The 17,915-nt window shown below is 62.7% G+C and carries 16 protein-coding genes and 1 pseudogene; 5 read left to right on the forward strand and 12 right to left on the reverse strand.

Features of this window, described 5'->3' with window-relative positions:
• Positions 1 to 53: 53 nt before the first annotated feature.
• Entirely contained in the window at positions 54 to 1,055 is a 1,002-nt protein-coding gene (locus BLV09_RS28935) for an NAD(P)H-quinone oxidoreductase (RefSeq protein WP_146689827.1), read from the reverse strand.
• Positions 1,056 to 1,226: 171 nt separating this feature from the next.
• On the opposite strand from BLV09_RS28935, the gene BLV09_RS28940 reads away from it, so the two are divergent.
• Both BLV09_RS28940 and BLV09_RS28945 read left to right on the forward strand, forming a co-directional pair.
• The gene (locus BLV09_RS28940) at positions 1,227 to 1,418 is read left to right on the forward strand and encodes a DUF1192 domain-containing protein (protein ID WP_100385611.1); all 192 of its coding nucleotides are present in this window, start codon (positions 1,227 to 1,229) and stop codon (positions 1,416 to 1,418) included.
• 471 nt (positions 1,419 to 1,889) lie between these two features.
• Entirely contained in the window at positions 1,890 to 2,402 is a 513-nt protein-coding gene (locus BLV09_RS28945; RefSeq protein WP_100385612.1) for a DUF1465 family protein, read from the forward strand.
• Positions 2,403 to 2,584: 182 nt separating this feature from the next.
• On the opposite strand, the gene rpmE is transcribed toward BLV09_RS28945, so the two are convergent.
• Entirely contained in the window at positions 2,585 to 2,812 is a 228-nt protein-coding gene (rpmE, locus tag BLV09_RS28950; RefSeq protein WP_100387432.1) for a 50S ribosomal protein L31, read from the reverse strand.
• A 202-nt stretch (positions 2,813 to 3,014) separates the two neighbouring features.
• Here rpmE and BLV09_RS28955 point away from each other — a divergent pair, with 202 nt between their 5' ends.
• Entirely contained in the window at positions 3,015 to 4,871 is a 1,857-nt protein-coding gene (locus tag BLV09_RS28955) for an ABC transporter transmembrane domain-containing protein (protein WP_100385613.1), read from the forward strand.
• Positions 4,872 to 4,996: 125 nt separating this feature from the next.
• On the opposite strand, the gene BLV09_RS28960 is transcribed toward BLV09_RS28955, so the two are convergent.
• From BLV09_RS28960 to BLV09_RS28970, 3 genes are all read right to left on the reverse strand, one after another.
• Entirely contained in the window at positions 4,997 to 5,467 is a 471-nt protein-coding gene (locus tag BLV09_RS28960) for a GNAT family N-acetyltransferase (RefSeq protein WP_146691348.1), read from the reverse strand.
• A 133-nt stretch (positions 5,468 to 5,600) separates the two neighbouring features.
• The gene (locus BLV09_RS28965; protein WP_100385614.1) at positions 5,601 to 6,632 is read right to left on the reverse strand and encodes a peptidoglycan -binding protein; all 1,032 of its coding nucleotides are present in this window, start codon (positions 6,630 to 6,632) and stop codon (positions 5,601 to 5,603) included.
• Between the two features lie 124 nt (positions 6,633 to 6,756).
• Complete coding sequence (locus BLV09_RS28970) at positions 6,757 to 7,761, reverse strand: flagellar motor protein MotA (RefSeq protein ID WP_146689828.1); 1,005 nt, start codon at positions 7,759 to 7,761, stop codon at positions 6,757 to 6,759.
• A gap of 249 nt (positions 7,762 to 8,010) precedes the next feature.
• Here BLV09_RS28970 and BLV09_RS28975 point away from each other — a divergent pair, with 249 nt between their 5' ends.
• Together BLV09_RS28975 and BLV09_RS28980 are read left to right on the forward strand one after the other, a co-directional pair.
• A complete protein-coding gene (locus BLV09_RS28975; protein WP_433994363.1) occupies positions 8,011 to 8,790 on the forward strand; it encodes a DUF1295 domain-containing protein in 780 nt (259 codons plus the stop codon).
• Between the two features lie 100 nt (positions 8,791 to 8,890).
• Positions 8,891 to 9,262: pseudogene (locus tag BLV09_RS28980) on the forward strand (SAM-dependent methyltransferase); the annotation flags it as partial.
• A 3-nt stretch (positions 9,263 to 9,265) separates the two neighbouring features.
• Here the strand turns inward: BLV09_RS28980 and BLV09_RS28985 are convergent.
• From BLV09_RS28985 to tkt, 7 genes are all read right to left on the reverse strand, one after another.
• On the reverse strand, positions 9,266 to 10,060 hold the full coding sequence (locus BLV09_RS28985) for an inositol monophosphatase family protein (protein WP_146689830.1): 795 nt from the start codon (positions 10,058 to 10,060) through the stop codon (positions 9,266 to 9,268).
• Positions 10,061 to 10,136: 76 nt separating this feature from the next.
• On the reverse strand, positions 10,137 to 11,222 hold the full coding sequence (locus BLV09_RS28990) for a tetratricopeptide repeat protein (RefSeq protein WP_146689831.1): 1,086 nt from the start codon (positions 11,220 to 11,222) through the stop codon (positions 10,137 to 10,139).
• Positions 11,223 to 11,231: 9 nt separating this feature from the next.
• Positions 11,232 to 11,912: a thiamine phosphate synthase gene (locus tag BLV09_RS28995; protein WP_146691349.1), complete on the reverse strand. Its 681-nt coding sequence runs from the start codon at positions 11,910 to 11,912 to the stop codon at positions 11,232 to 11,234.
• Positions 11,913 to 12,144: 232 nt separating this feature from the next.
• Positions 12,145 to 13,212, reverse strand: a complete 1,068-nt coding sequence (gene fba / locus BLV09_RS29000) for a class II fructose-bisphosphate aldolase (RefSeq protein ID WP_146689832.1) — start codon at positions 13,210 to 13,212, stop codon at positions 12,145 to 12,147.
• 37 nt (positions 13,213 to 13,249) lie between these two features.
• Entirely contained in the window at positions 13,250 to 14,446 is a 1,197-nt protein-coding gene (locus BLV09_RS29005; RefSeq protein WP_146689833.1) for a phosphoglycerate kinase, read from the reverse strand.
• 170 nt (positions 14,447 to 14,616) lie between these two features.
• A complete protein-coding gene (gene gap, locus BLV09_RS29010; protein WP_146689834.1) occupies positions 14,617 to 15,624 on the reverse strand; it encodes a type I glyceraldehyde-3-phosphate dehydrogenase in 1,008 nt (335 codons plus the stop codon).
• 144 nt (positions 15,625 to 15,768) lie between these two features.
• A complete protein-coding gene (gene tkt / locus BLV09_RS29015) occupies positions 15,769 to 17,754 on the reverse strand; it encodes a transketolase (protein ID WP_146689835.1) in 1,986 nt (661 codons plus the stop codon).
• Between the last annotated feature and the right edge of the window lie 161 nt (positions 17,755 to 17,915).

Consider the following 17,915-nt stretch of genomic DNA (forward strand, 5'->3'; position numbering starts at 1 on the left):
ACATGAAAGCGAAGGAAATCAAAGGGTTTCCAGTAACGATGCGTTCACGAGTCTCAGGCAACCAACACAATTTTGCCAATATGTTCGCTGCTCTCCATGCGCCGGTGTGCGTCGGCGGCCTTTTCCAGCGGAAACGTGCTGTCCATCAGCGGTTTGATGCGCCCTTCGCGCAGCAGCGGCATGACCTTGGCCTCGATGGCTGCGACCATGGCCGCCTTATCCGCATTACTACGGGGGCGCAGCGTCGAACCGGTATGGTGCAGCCGCTTCACCATCAGCTTGGCGAAGTTGACGGTTGCCTTGGGCTGGCCGCTCAGAAACGCGATCTGGACCACGCGTCCGTCGGTCGCGGCCGCGTCATAGTTGCGATCGATGTAATCGCCGCCGACCATGTCGAGGATGACATTGACACCCTTGCCATCGGTGATCGTCTTCACCTCGGCGACGAAGTCCTGGGTCTTGTAGTTGATCGCGTGATCGGCGCCGAGTTTTAAGCAGGCGTCGGCCTTTTCCTTGGATCCGACGGTCACGATCACGGTGGCGCCAAAGGCCTTGGCCAACTGGATCGCCATGGTGCCGATGCCGGAGGAGCCGCCATGGACCAGCAGCGTCTCGCCGGCTTTCAGCGCGCCGCGCTCGAACACATTGTGCCAGACCGTCATCAGCGTTTCCGGGATGGCGCCGGCTTCGGTCATCGACAGCGCCGACGGCACCGCCATCGCCTGGGCATCTTGCGCGATGCAATATTGCGCGTAGCCGCCACCGGCGACCAGCGACATCACCTTGTCGCCGATCTTGTGCTTGCTTGCACCGCTGCCGATCGCAACCACTTCGCCTGATATTTCAAGGCCGGGCAGGTCGCTGGCGCCCGGCGGCGGCGGATAGCTGCCGGAGCGCTGCGCGACGTCGGGCCGGTTCACGCCCGCAGCCGCGACCTTGATCAAAATCTCGCCCGGACCGGGCGCCGGCACGGCGCGGTTCTCAGGCAGCAGCACTTCCGGGCCGCCGGGCTTGCTGATGCCGATGACGGTCATTTGCGCGGGCAGCTTTTCCATGATTTGTCCTTGCGAAACGCGGGAATTCGGGAGGCCGCACCTGCATTAACCAGCCATGCTCCGGCTGGCAACCGCCTCAGCATATTCTCGAACCCGGTCTTTTGTTTTGACGCGTTTTCTGCACGCGAACCGGTAGCCGCTTCGCTCGGAAACGCTGGAGGAGGACGACGCATGGCGATCGAGGACGACGACAAGCCGAGAAAGAAAATCACGCACGAGATCGGGCAGGACCTGTCGCTGTTGTCGGTCGAGGAACTCAACGAACGCATTGCGCTGATGACCTCGGAGATCGAACGGCTGCAGCAGGCGGCGACCAAGAAGCGCGCCTCCAAGGACGCCGCGAATAGTTTTTTCAAATCGTAATCGGCGTCGTCCTGGTCCGGCATCGTCCTGATCAAGCCGATGGGCCTCGGCGTTCGCGCGACGACCGTGGCGCAAATTTGCGTCACGGTGCCTGCGCACTCGGCCAATGGCCGACATGGCAAACGAAGCCTAAAGAAAATCGTTCGTTTACGACCCGTTAAGCTTTCTCGATTATGACTTGGATCGTCCTCTTTTGGACACCGAGTGGCTCCTGTCCACTCTGTTTGACGCCTCCCTGTTATCAACTTCAAAAGCCGCCGGAAACGGCGGCTCTTTTTTTGGCGAGCCTGCATCGTCGCCAAAGTGTTTCGAAACGGGGCTTTTGGGCATTGGTCATTGAATGACCGCACCTCGTGGAAACCATAAAAAGTCTTGTGGCTGGACTCTCGCCCACGCTCGCGCAATGATTTGTTCATCATAAGCCGGCGCTTTCCAAACCGGTGGTGTAATCAGTGGCGTGAGGCGTTAACCATGTCGGACCGTTCGCAAGGAGAAACCGCTCTAGTGCAATTCAGCGAGCGGCTGACCAATTCCGCGGCGTTCGGTACTCTGTTCCGGGAAGGCATGGATCTGGTCGAGGAGACCGCCGCCTATCTCGACGGGATCGGCCGCGCCGAGGCCAAGGCGCTCGATCGTTCTGTCAGCCTTACTTACGCGACCGAGAGCATGCGGCTGACCACGCGCCTGATGCAACTGGCGTCATGGCTTTTGCTGCACCGTGCGGTGAAGGAAGGCGAGATGACGCTGACCCAGGCCAATCGCGAAAAGACCAAGGTCCGGCTCAGTGCCGCCGATCCCGGCGCCTCGGACATGATCGACAAACTGCCGCAACAATTGCAGGACCTGATCGCCCGTTCGATGACCCTGCAAACCAAGGTGCGCCGTCTCGACAGCACCATGCACGCCACGGGGTCCGAACGCGCCGCGATCGGTAATCCGCTGGTGCCGCAGCTCAATCGCCTCAAGGAAGCGTTCGAGCAGTAAGCTCTATCTTCATCGTCATCACGAAGAACGAAGTGACAAGGCGATCCGGACCTTCCTTGGACCCCGGATGGCTTCGTCGCGTTGCTGCTCGTAATGAGACAAAATGACCCGGGACAAATAAAAACGCCCCTGACCAGGGGCGTTTTTGCGTTTGGCTCAAAAGAAGGTGATTGAAGAGGTTCTCAATCCTTCTTGAGGAAGCCCGAAAATTTCTTCTGGAACCGCGAAACACGGCCGCCGCGGTCGAGCAGCTGCTGGGAGCCGCCGATCCAGGCCGGATGCGATTTGGAGTCGATATCGAGGTTCAGCTTGTCACCCGCCTTGCCCCAGGTCGAGCGGGTCTGATACTCGGTGCCATCGGTCATCACGACCGTAATCGTATGATAATCCGGGTGAATTTCGGCTTTCATGGCATATCCTTCGGCGCGCCGGCGCCTGTCCAAGAGATCTCAGGGTTGCGGATTTGGCCGGCTCTATAACGCAGCCAGCCCGCCAAAACAAGCCAACTAATGGGACTGAAGCCATCTCTCTTCCGGTCTCTTACGGATTTGCCAGCGCAGGCGCCGGGGCCTATCTGGGGGCGGCGATTAGCCAAAGCGATAGGTCAGACTCATGAGTGCAGTGGAGCGGCTTGACGGCAGCGACGGCGAAACGCCGTTGCAGGATCCGGCGCCGGCAGAGGCATCTTCCATCGAAACGGTGCTGACGGAATCGCCGGCCAAGAACCGCGCGCGGCTGCGCCCGCTGCTGGCATTGGCGCCTTATATCGCGCGGTACCGCTGGCGCGCCATTCTGGCTGTGGTTTCGCTTACGGTCGCCGCGATCACGACCCTGGTGGTGCCGGTCGCGGTTCGGCGGATGATCGATTTCGGGTTCACCCCGAAAGGCATCGCGATGATCAACAGCTATTTCGGCGTGATGATCCTAGTGGTCGCGGTGCTCGCCCTGGCCAGCGCATCGCGCTATTATCTGGTAATGACCATCGGCGAGCGGATCGTCGCCGATCTCAGGCGCGACGTGTTCGCGCATCTGATTTCGCTGTCGCCGGCCTTCTTCGATTCCGCGCGCAGCGGCGAACTGATCTCGCGGCTCACCGCCGACACCACCCAGATCAAGTCCGCGGCCGGCGCCTCGGCGTCGATCGCGTTGCGCAACCTGCTGCTGTTTTTAGGCGCCACCGCGATGATGGTGTTCACGAGCCCCCGGCTTTCGGGGTTCGTGCTGTTGGCGATTCCGCTGATCGTGCTGCCGCTGGTGGCGTTCGGCCGCTGGGTTCGGCGATTGTCGCGTAACGCGCAGGATACGCTCGCCGAAGCGTCCGCCTATGCGTCCGAACTGGTCGGCGCCATCAGGACCGTGCAGGCCTATACCGGCGAGCGGCTGGCCAATGCGCGCTTCGGCAGCGAAGTCGAACAGGCCTATGACGCGGCGCGGACGTCCACCCGCGCGCGCGGGGTGCTGACCGCGATCATCATCTTCATCGTCTTTACCAGCGTCGTGGTGATCCTGTGGATCGGGTCGCACGATGTGCTGAGCGGCGCCATCACGCCGGGGCGGCTCGGCCAGTTTATTCTGTACGCAGCGTTTGCCGCGGCGGCACTCGGCCAGCTCAGCGAGGTCTGGGGCGAGGTTTCCGCTGCCTCAGGCGCCGCAGAAAGATTATTCGAAATTCTGCGCGTCACATCCGACATCACCGTGCCGGCGTCGCCGCGCGCGCTGCCGATGCCGGCGCGCGGCGACGTCAGTTTTGACAACGTCCGCTTCGCCTATCCGACCCGGCCGGATGCTGCCGCGGTCGATGGCGTCTCATTCTCGGTCCGCGCCGGCGAGAAGGTCGCGATCGTCGGCCCTTCAGGGGCGGGCAAGAGCACGCTGTTTCATCTGCTGCTGCGATTCTACGATCCGGCATCCGGAACCATCACGATCGACGGCGTGCCGATCCGGTCAGCCGATCCGCATGACGTGCGCGCCCGCATCGCTTTGGTGCCGCAGGAGTCGGTGGCGTTTGCCACGACCGCGCGCGAGAATATCCGCTTCGGCCGGCCGGAAGCCACCGACGCCGAGATCGAACGCGCCGCGGATCTGGCGCATGCCACCGAGTTCATCCGCCGCCTGCCTGGCGGCTTCGAGGCGCAACTTGGCGAGCGTGGCGTAACGCTGTCGGGCGGCCAGCGCCAGCGCATCGCGATCGCACGCGCGATCCTGCGCGACGCGCCGCTGCTGCTGCTCGATGAAGCGACCTCTGCGCTCGATGCGGAAAGCGAAACGCTGGTGCAGACCGCGCTCGAAGAACTGATGCGCCACCGCACCACGCTGGTGATCGCCCATCGCCTCGCGACCGTCCTGTCCTGTGATCGGATCCTGGTGATGGAGCAGGGCCGCATCGTCGAGCAGGGCACCCACGCCTCGCTGGTCGCCGCCAACGGACTCTACGCCCGGCTGGCCCGGCTGCAGTTCGAGGGGATATAAGCCGTCATTGCGAGCCAACGGGTCGCGCGAATGCGCGCCCGATGACAGGCTCCGCGAAGCAATCCAGAGCAGGGAAACTGGATTGCTTCCGCCTTCGCTAAAAAGCTACGGCGGACAGGTCGTCGCTACGCTCCTCGCAATGACGAGCTTCCCTTCCACTCCATCCGCAACACTGGCCGGCCTGACGTCGGATTGACGTCCTCGCCGGCATGCACAAAGCCGTTGCGCCCGTAGAAGCGGATGGCGCGGGCATTGTCCTGGTTGACGAGCAGCGTGACGCGCTCTGGTGACCGGCGTTTTGCTTCGTCGACAAGCGCATCGCCGAGCGTCGAGCCCCAGTGATCTGGCGCGACCACCAATTGGTCGAGATAACCGGAATCATCGATCGTCACGAATCCGATCAGCACGTCGGCCTGCTCTGCCACAACGATCGCGGCGTTCGGCACCAGCTCATCCCGCCAGCGTTCGCGCCACCAGGCCACACGCGCGGCAAAATCGATTGAAGGATAGGCTTGTTGCCAGGTGCGCTGCCACAGCGCGATCGTGGCGTCTTCGTCCTTGGTGCGATAGGGACGAAGGGTGAAGGAAGGACTCAAGCCGAAACCCGAGCCGTCATGCCCGGCCCTGTGCCGGGCATCCACGTCCTTCCTTGCGGGGCCACAACTAGACGTGGATCGCCGGGACTAGCCCGGCCATGACGATGTTGTGAGAGACGCGACGATATCACCACTATCTTTCCGTCAGCTTCAGCTCGATGCGGCGATTGCGCTTGTAGGCATCTTCGGTCTGCGCGGTGTCCAGCGGCTGGAATTCGGCAAAGCCGGCCGCGACCAGCCGCTGTGCCGGCACGCCGAGCGATATCAGATACTGCACCACCGCAATCGCGCGTGCCGATGACAATTCCCAGTTCGACTTGAACAACGGGCTGTTGGTGATCGGTCGCGCATCGGTGTGGCCATCGACCCGCAGCACCCAGGCGATCTCGCTCGGAATCTGCTTGTCGAGATCGGTCAATGCGTTCGCCACCTTGTCGAGTTCGGCGCGGCCTTCGGGCAGCAATTGCGCCTGTCCGGTGTCGAAAAATACTTCAGACTGGAAAACGAAACGGTCGCCGACAACACGGATATCCGGCCGGTTGCCCAGGATGGCGCGCAGCCGGCCGAAGAACTCCGACCGGTAGCGCGACAATTCCTGCACCCGCTGCGCCAGCGCGACGTTCAGCCGCTGTCCGAGATCGGCGATTCGTCCCTGCGATTCCTTGTCGCGTTTATCCGAGGCGTCGAGCGCTTCTTCCAGCGCCGCAAGCTGCCGTCGCAGCGCACTGATCTGCTGGGTCAGCACTTCGATCTGCGCCAGTGCGCGGGTCGAAACTCCTCTTTCGGAATCCAGCGCCTTGTTGAGTTCGGTGGTTCGGCCGGCGGCATCATTGCCGGCGTTGGCGAGGCCCTCATACAGGCCTTTGACGCGGTCGCGCTCACCCTCGGCGGATGACAGCCCCGCGCGCAACTGCGAGATCTGGTCGTCGAGATTGAGCTTGCCGAGCTTTTCCAGCGACAGCATGTCATTCAGCTGCGCGATCCTGGCGTTGAGCTGTTCCAGCGCCTTGTCCTTGCCGCTGATCTGCTGCGACAGGAAAAACTGCACCACCAGGAACACCGAAAGCAGAAACACGATCGAAAGCACCAGCGTCGACAGCGCGTCGACAAAACCCGGCCAATAGTTGAACGCGGATTCGCTGCGGCGTGCACGTGCAAGGGCCATCGTCGTCCTCTGCTAGGTTCGTGGTCGATCGCACTTCGACGAACGCAGTGCACCCCCTCTCCCTAAGGGAGAGGTAAGACTGCATACGCCGTTCGTCCTCAAAGTCGACATCAATGATCTCGTACTAGTTCTTCTCGGGCTCGCGCGCCAACCGCTCGAGCAATTTCCTGATCTCGCGGTTCTGCTCGCCCTGGCCGTCAGCCCATTCGCGGATCATCTGCTGTTCGGTCCGCATATGCGCGACTAGCCCCTGAATGGCTTCGGCGAGATTGGCCATCGCCACCGTGGTGCCGCGATTGGCGCCGCTTTCCTCTACGCTCGAACGCAACCGTTCGAGTGCGTTGTGCAGATCGCCGCTCGCGCCGTTGACGGCGGTCTCGCCCGAAGAATATTCCCGCACGGTGGTCGCGAGCCAGTCCTCGAGGTCGGTATAGAAGCGGTTCTGCGCCTGGCTCGATTGCAAATCGAGAAAGCCGAGGATCAGGGAGCCGGCGAGGCCGAACAGCGACGACGAAAACGAAATGCCCATGCCGCCGAGCGGCGCGGCGAGGCCCTCCTTCAGCGTGTCGAACAAGGCGCCGGCGTCGCCACCGACCTTCAATCCGTCGATCACCTTGCCGACCGAGCCGACCGTTTCGATCAGGCCCCAGAACGTGCCGAGCAGCCCGAGGAACACCAGAAGGCCGGTCATGTAGCGGGAGATGTCACGGGCCTCATCGAGCCGGGTTGCGATCGAGTCCAGCAGATGCCGCATGGTCTGCTGCGTGATCGTCATCCGCCCGGTACGCTCGCCACCGAGGATCGCCGCCATCGGCGCCAGCAGCGTGGGACGCCGGTCCATGGCAAGGCCGGGATCGGCGATGCGGAAATTGTTGACCCAGGCCACTTCCGGATAAAGCCGGATTACCTGGCGGAATGCCAGGATGGTGCCGATCAAAAGCACCAGCCCGATCAGTGCGTTCAGGCCCGGATTGGCGAAGAACGCGATGACGATCTGCTTGTAGAGCACCACCATCACGAGGGCGCACAGCACCAGAAATACCAGCATCCGCACCAGGAAAATTCGTGGCGATGACAACTTGGTCAGTTCGATTTCCATCGCAGAGCGGGAAGAGGGGCCTGAAGACATTGGCTGATCGTCACCTGTTGCAGGGGAAGCGCTTTCGGGCACCAATATGGCACAGCGGCGCGGGGAAAAAAGCCAATTGCACTCCGTTCATGGCGGGAACAGGGAACTTGCACCTGAAACCGGGCTTAGACCCTGTGCGTATTTCATAAATCTTTGAGGTCTCTGACGCTTAGCCGGAACGTTGGCATGAATCTTTTTTATTTAGAGGCCCTATTTTATTTGGAAGCCTTGGCCGCGATCGTGCTGTCCATGTCGGTCCTCATGGCCGGTGCCTGGGTGGTGCAGCAGCGCACCGGCAATTCCGGTTGGGTCGATACTATCTGGACGTTCTCGCTCGGCCTCGTCGGTGCCGCCAGCGCGTTGTGGCCGATAGCCGGAGCCGGGCCAAACCCGCGGCAATGGCTGGTCGCGGCATTGGTGGCGATCTGGTCGATCCGGCTCGGCTCGCATATCGCGGTGCGAACCGCCGGGATCACCGATGATCCGCGCTATGCGGCCTTTGCCAGCGAATGGGGCGCGGATTCATCGCGCAAGATGTTCGTGTTCCTGCAAAATCAGGGATTAGGATCGATCCCGCTTTTGTTTGCGATTTTTGTTGCGGCGCGGTTTCCTCAATCGGCGCTTCGGCTGCAGGATTATCTGGGCGCGCTGGTGCTGGTGGTCGGCATATCTGGCGAAGCGCTGGCCGACGCGCAGCTCAAGCGCTTCCGCACCAACCCCGCCAACAACGGCCGGGTTTGCGACGCCGGGCTGTGGCGGTGGTCGCGGCATCCGAACTATTTCTTCGAATGGTTCGGCTGGCTAGCCTATCCGGTCATCGCGATCTCGGCCGGTGACCCGCTTCGTTATCCTTGGGGCTGGGCGGCGCTGCTGGCCCCGATCTTCATGTACTGGATCCTGGTCCACGTCACCGGCATCCCGCCGCTCGAGCAGCAGATGCTGCGCTCGCGCGGCGAGCGCTACCGTGACTATCAGTCGCGTACCAGCATGTTCTTTCCGTTGCCGCCGCATAAAGGAGTGGCCGCATGAGCTTCGTATCCAGCATGATCGTGACCGCGGGGCGCGTGCCGCTGCCGGATCTCATTATTCGCGCCGCGATCCAGCGGCTGTGCTCGCGCACCGCGACGCGCATATCTTTACCCATCGGGCCGGCGCCTATCTGTTCGATCGCGCCGATGGCGAAGACTGGATCGCACAGCATTTCTTCACCGGCGGCGTGATGCCGAGCCATCATTTGATCCGCCAATATGCCGATCTGTTCGCGATCGAGAAGGAATGGTGCTGGAGCGGTACGCATTACCGGCGCACCGCGCTCGGCTGGCTTGCCAATTTCGATTCTTGCCGCGAGCAGATCGAGGGCATCCTGCGTCCGGTCTACGGCAGCGACACCGCGCTATGGATGCGGCGCTGGCGCTGGTTCTTCCTCGCCACATCAGGATTGTTCGGTTACGCCGGCGGCAGCGAATGGGGCGTCAGCCATTACCGGATGAAGGCGGCGTAGGCGCTACTTGCCCAGCGGCTTGAGAATCTTCACCAGCTCGCCGTGGACGAATTCATTGCCGCAGATGAGGTGCCCGGTCTTGAGCGGATCATCGTCGCCGGCCATGCCGCTGACGACGCCGCCGGCCTCGCGCACCAGGATCTGACCGGCCGCCATGTCCCACGGCTGCAGATTGCGCTCCCAATAACCGTCGAGGCGGCCCGCGGCGACGAACGCCATGTCGAGCGACGCCGCGCCGAACCGCCGAAGCCCCGCGACCTTGTTCTGGATCTCGGCCATTTCTTTGCGCGACAGGTCATGATCGCCGCGTCCGATATGCGGCAGGCCGCAGGCGATCACGCATTCATCGAGCTTGCGGCGGCCAGCGACGCGCAGCCGCTGCTCGTTGAGGAAGGCGCCCTTGCCGCGTTCGGCGATGTAGAGCTCGTCATTGGCGGGATTGTAGATGACGCCCGCGATGATCGTGCCCTCGCGCTGCAGGCCGATCGAGATCGCAAATTGCGGAATGCCGTGCAGGAAATTCGTGGTGCCGTCGAGCGGATCGACGATCCAGGTGTGGCTCTTGTCGGCGCCTTCGCGCGTGCCGCCTTCCTCGCCGATGAAGCCGTAACCCGGCCGCGCCTTGGCCAGATCGGTGTAGATCATCTCCTCGGCGCGCTTGTCCGCCATGGTGACGAAATTGGCCGGTCCCTTCAGCGACACCTGGAGGTTCTCGACCTCGCCGAGATCGCGATTGAGGCTGCGGCCGGCGCGGCGCGCGGCTTTGACCATGACGTTGATGAGGGCTGAATGCAGCATGATCTCGGCTTGTTGAAGTTCTAGCGCGGGAGTGGTGAGACTGGGTGCCCTGCGGTTGTGCGGGCGTCAAGGCGGATCATTTGGTGCCGAGCCATCTGCGCGCCGCGGCTTCAGCTTTGGCCCGATCGCCCGGGCTGAGATCGGCCAGGGCCTCGTCGAGCATCGGGTCGCCTTTTCCGGCGGTTTTCGCGATCAGGTGCCATTTCAGCCCCTCGATCTTGTCCACCGGCGCGCCCTGTCCGTTCACCAGCACCCAGGCGAGGCGGTTTTGGGCGATCGGGCTGTTTTCCCGGGCAGCCTTGCGCAGCAGCGCCACCGCGGCAGGCCGGTTTTGCGGCGTGCCGGTGCCGTTGAACATTGCGATGGCATATTCGACCTCGGCGTCGGTATTGCCGGCCAGCGATGCCGCCTGCAGCAGCCGCACCGACTTTTCGGGGTCCTTCGGCACCCCGTTGCCGTCCTTGTAGAATGTCGCGAGCGCATATTGCGCTTCCGGATTACCGGCATCGGCCGCCTCGCGGAGTAATTCAGCGGCGCGCTTGAGATCCTGCGGCAGCGTCTGCCCGTCGATATAGAGCAGCGCGAGGTTATAGGCGGCTTTCATGCTGCCGAGCTTGGCCGAGGACGCCAGCAACTTCGCGGCTTCGGCGCCGCCGTCTGGGCCACCTTGCCCGGACAGGCGAAGCATGGCGAGCGAGAACATGGCCTCACGGTCCCCGGCGTCGGAGGCGCGCCTGTACCACTCGATGGCCTTGGCATAATCGCGCTTGACGCCAAATGCATTGGAATAGAGCTCGCCCAGCATCGTCATGGCCTTCGGGTCGCCCTTTTCCTGCACGCGCTTGGTGGCAAGATCGAACGCGGTTTTGTACTGCCCGCGCTGAAAAGCGCCGTAGACCAGATCGACATGGGGATCGTCGGGCGCGGGCGTCGCGGTGGCGGCCGGCGCCGGAGTAGCTTCCGGCTTCGGCGTCGCCGCTGCAGGCTTCTTGACGGCTTCCTTGGCAACCTCGCGCGGTTTTGCTGGCGGTTTGGCAGCAGGCTTGTTGGCTGCCGGCGGCGGCTCAGAGCCGGGAGGCGTCAGCGAGACCTGCGCTACTGCGCCACTTGCTGCCAGCATCAGGCTGCCTGCGAGGATCGCTATGGGACGCAGTCTCTTCATGTGCGGGCGCTATTCCTGCTCAGCCGTGGCTTTTCCGGATGAAGCGGCGTGGGCCTGCCTGATCGTCTGTTCCACGTCCGATAGCGCCGCCGCCGGGCCGCGCGGATCGGCCCAGATGAAATCGCCGACCAGGACGAAATCAGCGCCGGCTGCCGCGAATTCGCGGGCCTCTTCGCGCGACTCCGCAAAGCCGACACAGGGCGGCTCGAACAATTCGGCCCACCATTGCAGGCGCTCGGCGATCGCCTCAATCGAGGGCCGCTGCCCGTTCGCGTCGGGTTCGCCGAACAGCACATAATCCGCCCCGGCTTCGCCAACGGCCATGGAATCGTGCCGGGTGGTCAGCCCGCCGACGCCGGCGATACGGTCCGGCTTCAGGCTTGGCAGCGCATCCTCCATGGCTGCGATGCCGGTGAGGTGCGCGCCATCAGCGCCAGCACGGGCAACCAGTTCGACATGGCCGTCAAGCAAAAGCGCAGCGCCGCTGTCCTGGACAGCCGGCACGAGCGCCTTGACGCGTGCGATCATGGTGCGCTGGTCAGTCGGCTTCAGCCGCAGCAGGACCGCAGCGACATCGGCGCCTGCGAGCACGCCCGCAAGGCTTGCCACCAGCGGTGACGGATCGTCCACGACGGGGGTCGCGAGATAAAGCCGTGGCACGGGGCGCGGCGGAACGGGTTTGGTGGCCATGACGCGGCTAGTGCCCACTTTCCGAAGTTCGTGATCCATCGCAGCGCCCACCTTTCACGAACTTCGGAAAGTAATGGGCACTAGCAAATCCATAATTCTAGTGCCGCTTCGCGATTTGAAGTTCCTGGATCGAATTTGCAGCTTGTTCTGCGGGAACTTCAAATCGGCGGCACTAGTTGCCCCCGGACTGCGGCCAAAAAAAGGGGCGGGATCAAGCCCGCCTCCTTGAATTTCATGCGACTTTCGGATCGAGGTCGCCCTTGGTGTAGCGCTTGGCCATTTCGGCGGTGGTCAGCACCTTCTTGATCTTGCCGGCTTGCCCTGCGGTATTGAATTCCTGCAGCCGCTGTTTGCACAGCCGGGTCATCGCTTCCATCGCGGGCTTGAGATATTTGCGCGGATCGAACTCTTCCGGATTGTCCTTCAGCACTTTGCGGATCTGGCCGGTCATCGCCATGCGGTTGTCGGTATCGATGTTGATCTTGCGGACGCCGTTCTTGATGCCGCGCTGAATCTCGGCCACCGGCACGCCCCAGGTCGGTTTCATCTTGCCGCCATTGGCATTGATGATGTCCTGCAAATCCTGCGGCACCGAGGATGAACCATGCATCACCAGATGCGTGTTGGGCAGCTTGCGGTGAATTTCCTCGATGACGTTCATGGCCAGAATGTCGCCGTCCGGCTTGCGGGTGAATTTGTAGGCGCCGTGCGAGGTGCCCATCGCAATCGCCAGCGCGTCGACCTTGGTCTCCTTGACGAACTTGACGGCCTCGTCGGGATTGGTGAGCAACTGGTCGTGCGAGAGTTTTCCTTCCGCGCCGTGACCGTCTTCCTTGTCGCCCATGCCGGTTTCAAGCGAACCGAGCACGCCGAGTTCGCCTTCCACCGAAATGCCGCCGAGATGGGCCATATCGGTCACGGTCTTGGTGACGCCGACATTGTAATTCCAGTCGGCCGCCGTCTTGCCGTCGGCTTTCAGCGAGCCGTCCATCATGACCGAGGTGAAGCCGGCCTGAATCGCGGTCATGCAGGTGTCGGGCCCATTGCCGTGATCGAGATGCACGCAAACCGGAATCTGCGGATAGATTTCGGTGACCGCATCCATCATGTGCTTGAGCATGATGTCGTTGGCATAGGACCGCGCGCCGCGCGAGGCCTGGATGATCACGGGCGCATCGAGGCTGGAGGCGGCATCCATGATGGCGAGCGCCTGCTCCATATTGTTGATGTTGAAGGCCGGCACGCCGTAGTCGTGCTCCGCCGCGTGGTCGAGCAATTGACGCAACGTGATGCGAGCCATGAATTCTGTTCTCCGCGTTGGGGCGACGCCCGATAAACTATTTTACTTTCAAAACCTCGACACCGGGGAGGGGCTTGCCTTCCATCCATTCGAGGAACGCGCCGCCCGCGGTCGAAACATAGGTGAAATCGCCGGCCACCCTGGCCTGGTTCAGTGCCGCCACGGTGTCGCCGCCACCGGCGACCGAGATCAGTTTCTTAGCCCTGGTCCGATCGGCGGCGTGCTTTGCCGCCTGCATGGTGCCGCGATCGAACGGCGTCATCTCGAACGCGCCGAGCGGACCATTCCAGACCAGCGTTGCGGCGTCGTCGATCGCCGAATGAATCCGCGCAATCGACCGCGGGCCGACATCGAGGATCATGCCATCAGCCGGAATCGCGTCGAGGCCATAGGCATGAGACGGCGAGTTGGCAGCGAAGTGAAACGCCACGACGGCGTCAACCGGCAGGATGATGGCGCAGTTCGAAGCCTCTGCCTTTTCGAGAATCCGCAGCGCGGTCGCGGCGAGATCCTTTTCCGCCAGCGACTTGCCGATGCCGACGCCCTGCGCGTGCAGGAATGTGTTGGCCATGCCGCCGCCGATCACCAGCGCATCGACCTTGGTGACGAGATTTTCCAGCAAGTCGATCTTGGTGGAAACCTTGGCGCCGCCGATCACCGCAATCACCGGCTTGGTCGGCGCTTCCAGCGCCTTGCCGAGCGCGTCAAGCTCGGCCTGCATGGTGCGTCCGGCGTAGGCCGGCAGCTTGTGGCCGAGGCCCTCGGTCGAGGCATGCGCGCGGTGGGCCGCCGAGAACGCGTCGTTGACCCAGATGTCGCCGAGCTTCGCCAGTGCTGCGACGAAGGCCGGATCGTTCTTTTCTTCCTCTTTGTGGAAGCGGGTATTTTCCAGGCACAGGATGTCGCCATCCTTCATCGCCGCGACCGCCTTTTCGGCGGCGTCTCCAATGCAATCTTCCACGAAAGCAACCGGCTTGTTGATGATCTGTGAAAGGGCGGCGGCAACCGGCTTCAGCGAATCCTTGGCGTCGTGTCCCTTGGGCCGGCCGAAATGCGCGAGCAGGATGGCCTTGCCGCCCTTGCCGGAAATCTCGGTAATGGTGGGAACGACGCGTTCGAGCCGGGTCGCGTCGGTGACGCGGCCATTTTCCATCGGCACGTTGAGGTCGACGCGCAGCAGCACGCGTTTGCCCTTCACGTCGACGTCATCGAGGGTGCGGAATGATTTGGACATGGACGGACTCGAACTCTTGTCCCTGGCATTTAAGTAGTCATTCCGGGCAATAGAAAGCATCGAACCCGGAATCTCGAGATTCCGGGTCGGGTCCTTCGGACCATCCCGGAATGACCGTGCAAGAAGACGTGGATGCCCGGCACAAGGCCGGGCATGACGATTGACTTGTTCTAGAGCAGTTTTCCCATCGCGACGGCGGTATCGGCCATCCGGTTCGAAAAACCCCATTCGTTGTCGTACCAGGACATCACCCGCACCAGCGTGCCGTTCTGGACCTTGGTCTGGTCCATGTGGAACGTGGAGGAGTGCGGATCGTGGTTGAAATCGATCGAGACATTGGGCGCGGTGGTGTAGCCGAGAATGCCCTTGAGCTGCTGCTCGCTCGCGCGCTTCATCGCCTCGTTGATTTCCTTGGCGTCGGTCTTGCGCGACGCCACGATCTTGAGATCGATCACCGAGACGTTTGGCGTCGGCACGCGGATCGCGACGCCGTCGAGCTTGCCCTTCAGCTCCGGCAGCACCAGGCCGATCGCCTTGGCCGCACCGGTGGAAGTCGGGATCATCGACATCGCCGCGGCACGGCCGCGATAGAGATCCTTGTGCAGGGTGTCGAGCGTCGGCTGATCGCCGGTATAGGCATGGATCGTGGTCATGAAACCGGTCTCGATGCCGACGGTGTCGTTCAGGATTTTTGCCACGGGCGCGAGGCAGTTCGTCGTGCACGAACCGTTCGAAACCACCAAATGGTCCTTGGTCAGCTTGTCGTGATTGACGCCGAACACGATGGTCGCGTCGGCATTATCGGCGGGCGCCGATACCAGCACGCGCTTGGCGCCGGCGGTGAGATGCGCCGCGGCCTTGTCCCTCGCGGTGAAGATGCCGGTGCATTCCAGTACGATGTCGACGCCGAGTTCTTTCCACGGCAGCTTGGTCGGATCGCGTTCGGCGGAAACCTTGATCTTGCCGTTACCGACGCTGATCGAGTCGCCTTCCACCGTCACCGTGCCCGGGAAGCGGCCATGCACGGAATCGAAACGCAGGAGATGGGCGTTGGTCTCAACCGGGCCGAGATCGTTGATGCCAACCACCTCGATATCGTTGCGGCCGGACTCGGCGATGGCCCGAAGCACATTGCGGCCGATGCGGCCAAACCCGTTGATTGCGACCCGGACTGCCATCTCGCGCTTCTCCTCTAATAGCTGACATCATCCCCGCGGAGATGGTTCATCCACGGAGATGCTTGATGCGGATCGCCCGGTTCAGCCGGGCGAGAACGGACTATATGACCGTTAGGTAGCCTTTTTTTCGGGCAATCTCAACCATCACCCCAAGCGTTTCAGGGCAGCGTTAACCGCAGCCTCGGCGGTAATTCCGAAGTGCTTGAAAAGGTCCTTGGCGGGCGCGCTGGCGCCGAAACCATGCATGCCGATAAATTCACCATCCCGGCCGATCACGGCGTCCCAGCCCCAACGCACTGCCGCTTCGATCGCGACCTTGACCGGGGCATTGCCGATGATCGCCTGCTGGCGGTCCGCCGGCTGCGACAACAGCAGCTCGAGCGCAGGCACCGACACCACCCGCGACGCGATGCCGCGCTCGGCGAGCTGCTTCTGGGCGTCGACCGCGATCTGGACCTCGGAGCCGGAAGCAAAGAACGACACTTTTGCCTCGCCCTGTGCCGCGACCAGCTCGTAGGCGCCATGGCTGCAGGGGGTGTCGTTGGGCGTGGAGGTGCGCAATTGCGGCAGGTTCTGGCGGCTCAGCACCAGCACGGTCGGGCCGTCGATCCGGTTCAGCGCCAGATCCCAGCATTCGGTCACCTCGATCGCGTCGCAGGGACGGAACACGCGCATGTTGGGGATGGCGCGCAGCGCCGCGAGATGCTCGACCGGCTGATGGGTCGGTCCGTCTTCGCCGAGACCGATCGAGTCATGCGTCATCACATAGACGACGCCGGTGCCCATCAATGCCGCAAGCCGCATCGCCGGCCGGGCATAGTCGGTGAAGCAAAGGAAGGTAGCGCCGTTCGGCGCGAAGCCGCCATGCAGGAAGATGCCGTTCAAGGCCGCGGCCATGCCGTGTTCGCGAATGCCGTAATGGATGAAGCGTCCCTTCGGCATCTTGACCGAGAAGTCGACCGCCGTTTTTGCCTTGTTGTTGTTGGAGCCGGTAAGGTCGGCCGAGCCCGCGACGAATTCGAGCGGCATCGCTTCCGCGATCGCGTCGATCACGGATTCGGATGATTTGCGGGAGGCGATATTCTGCGGCGTCTCCAGCAGCGACTTCTTGTGCGCCTTGATCGCTTTCGCCAGCGAGGCCGGGCGCTCATGCCGCAAGCGGCGGTCAAATTCCGACTGCTTGCGATTGGACAATTCTCCGAAGCGTGTTTCCCACTCCTTGCGCGCAGCCACGCCGCGGCTGCCTGCCGCGCGCCAGGCCTGCAACACGTCGTCGGGCACCGAGAAGGGCTCGAGCGAAATGCCGAGTTTTTCCTTGGCGCCCTTGAGCTCTTCGGCGCCGAGCGCCTCGCCATGGGCCTTGGCGGTGCCGGCCTTGGTCGGCGCGCCATAGCCGATCGTGGTCTTGCAGGCGATCAGCGATGGTTTGTTGGACTTCTTCGCGCGCGTGATCGCAGCGGCGATCGCATGCTGATCCTGGCCGTCGATCAGCTCAGCCGCCCAGCCGGCCGATTTGAATCGCTTCACCTGGTCGACCGAGTCGGAGATCGAGGTCGGGCCGTCGATCGAAATGCCGTTGTCGTCGTACAGCACGATCAGCTTGTTGAGCTTCCAGTGCCCGGCCAGCGCAATCGCTTCCTGCGACACGCCTTCCATCAGGTCGCCGTCGGAGCAAAGTACATAGGTGTGATGATCGACGATCTTCTTGCCGAACTCGGCCGCGAGCATCCTCTCCGCCAGCGCCATGCCGACCGAGGTCGCAAGGCCCTGGCCCAGCGGCCCCGTCGTGGTCTCGACACCTTTGGTGTGGAAATTTTCCGGATGTCCCGGCGTCAGCGATCCCAGCTGGCGGAAATGCTTGAGCTGATCGAGCGTCATCTCGGAATTGCCGGTGAGGTAGAGCAACGCATAGAGCAGCATCGAGCCGTGGCCGGCCGACAGGATGAAGCGGTCGCGATCCGGCCACGCCGGGTTGGCGGCGTCGTACTTCAGGAATTGCGTAAACAGCACGGTGGCGATATCGGCCGCTCCCATCGGCAGGCCCGGATGGCCCGATTTGGCCTTTTCGACCGCGTCCATCGCGAGACCGCGGATCGCGTTGGCCATACGGGTGTGATCGACCTGCGTCATGATGAAAATCCGCCTAAAATGAGATGCTTGGTTGCGATACGGGTGTGAGGACCACGGAAAGTCAGGGGCTGGATAGCACCTGTGTTCCCGGAGTCCAAGGCGATGAAACGCCCGGGCCGGCCGAAAAGTTGCTTTGCGGTGCATAGTTCTGCGGCGGCGTT

The organism is Bradyrhizobium canariense (assembly GCF_900105125.1).
Classification (GTDB): domain Bacteria; phylum Pseudomonadota; class Alphaproteobacteria; order Rhizobiales; family Xanthobacteraceae; genus Bradyrhizobium; species Bradyrhizobium canariense_A.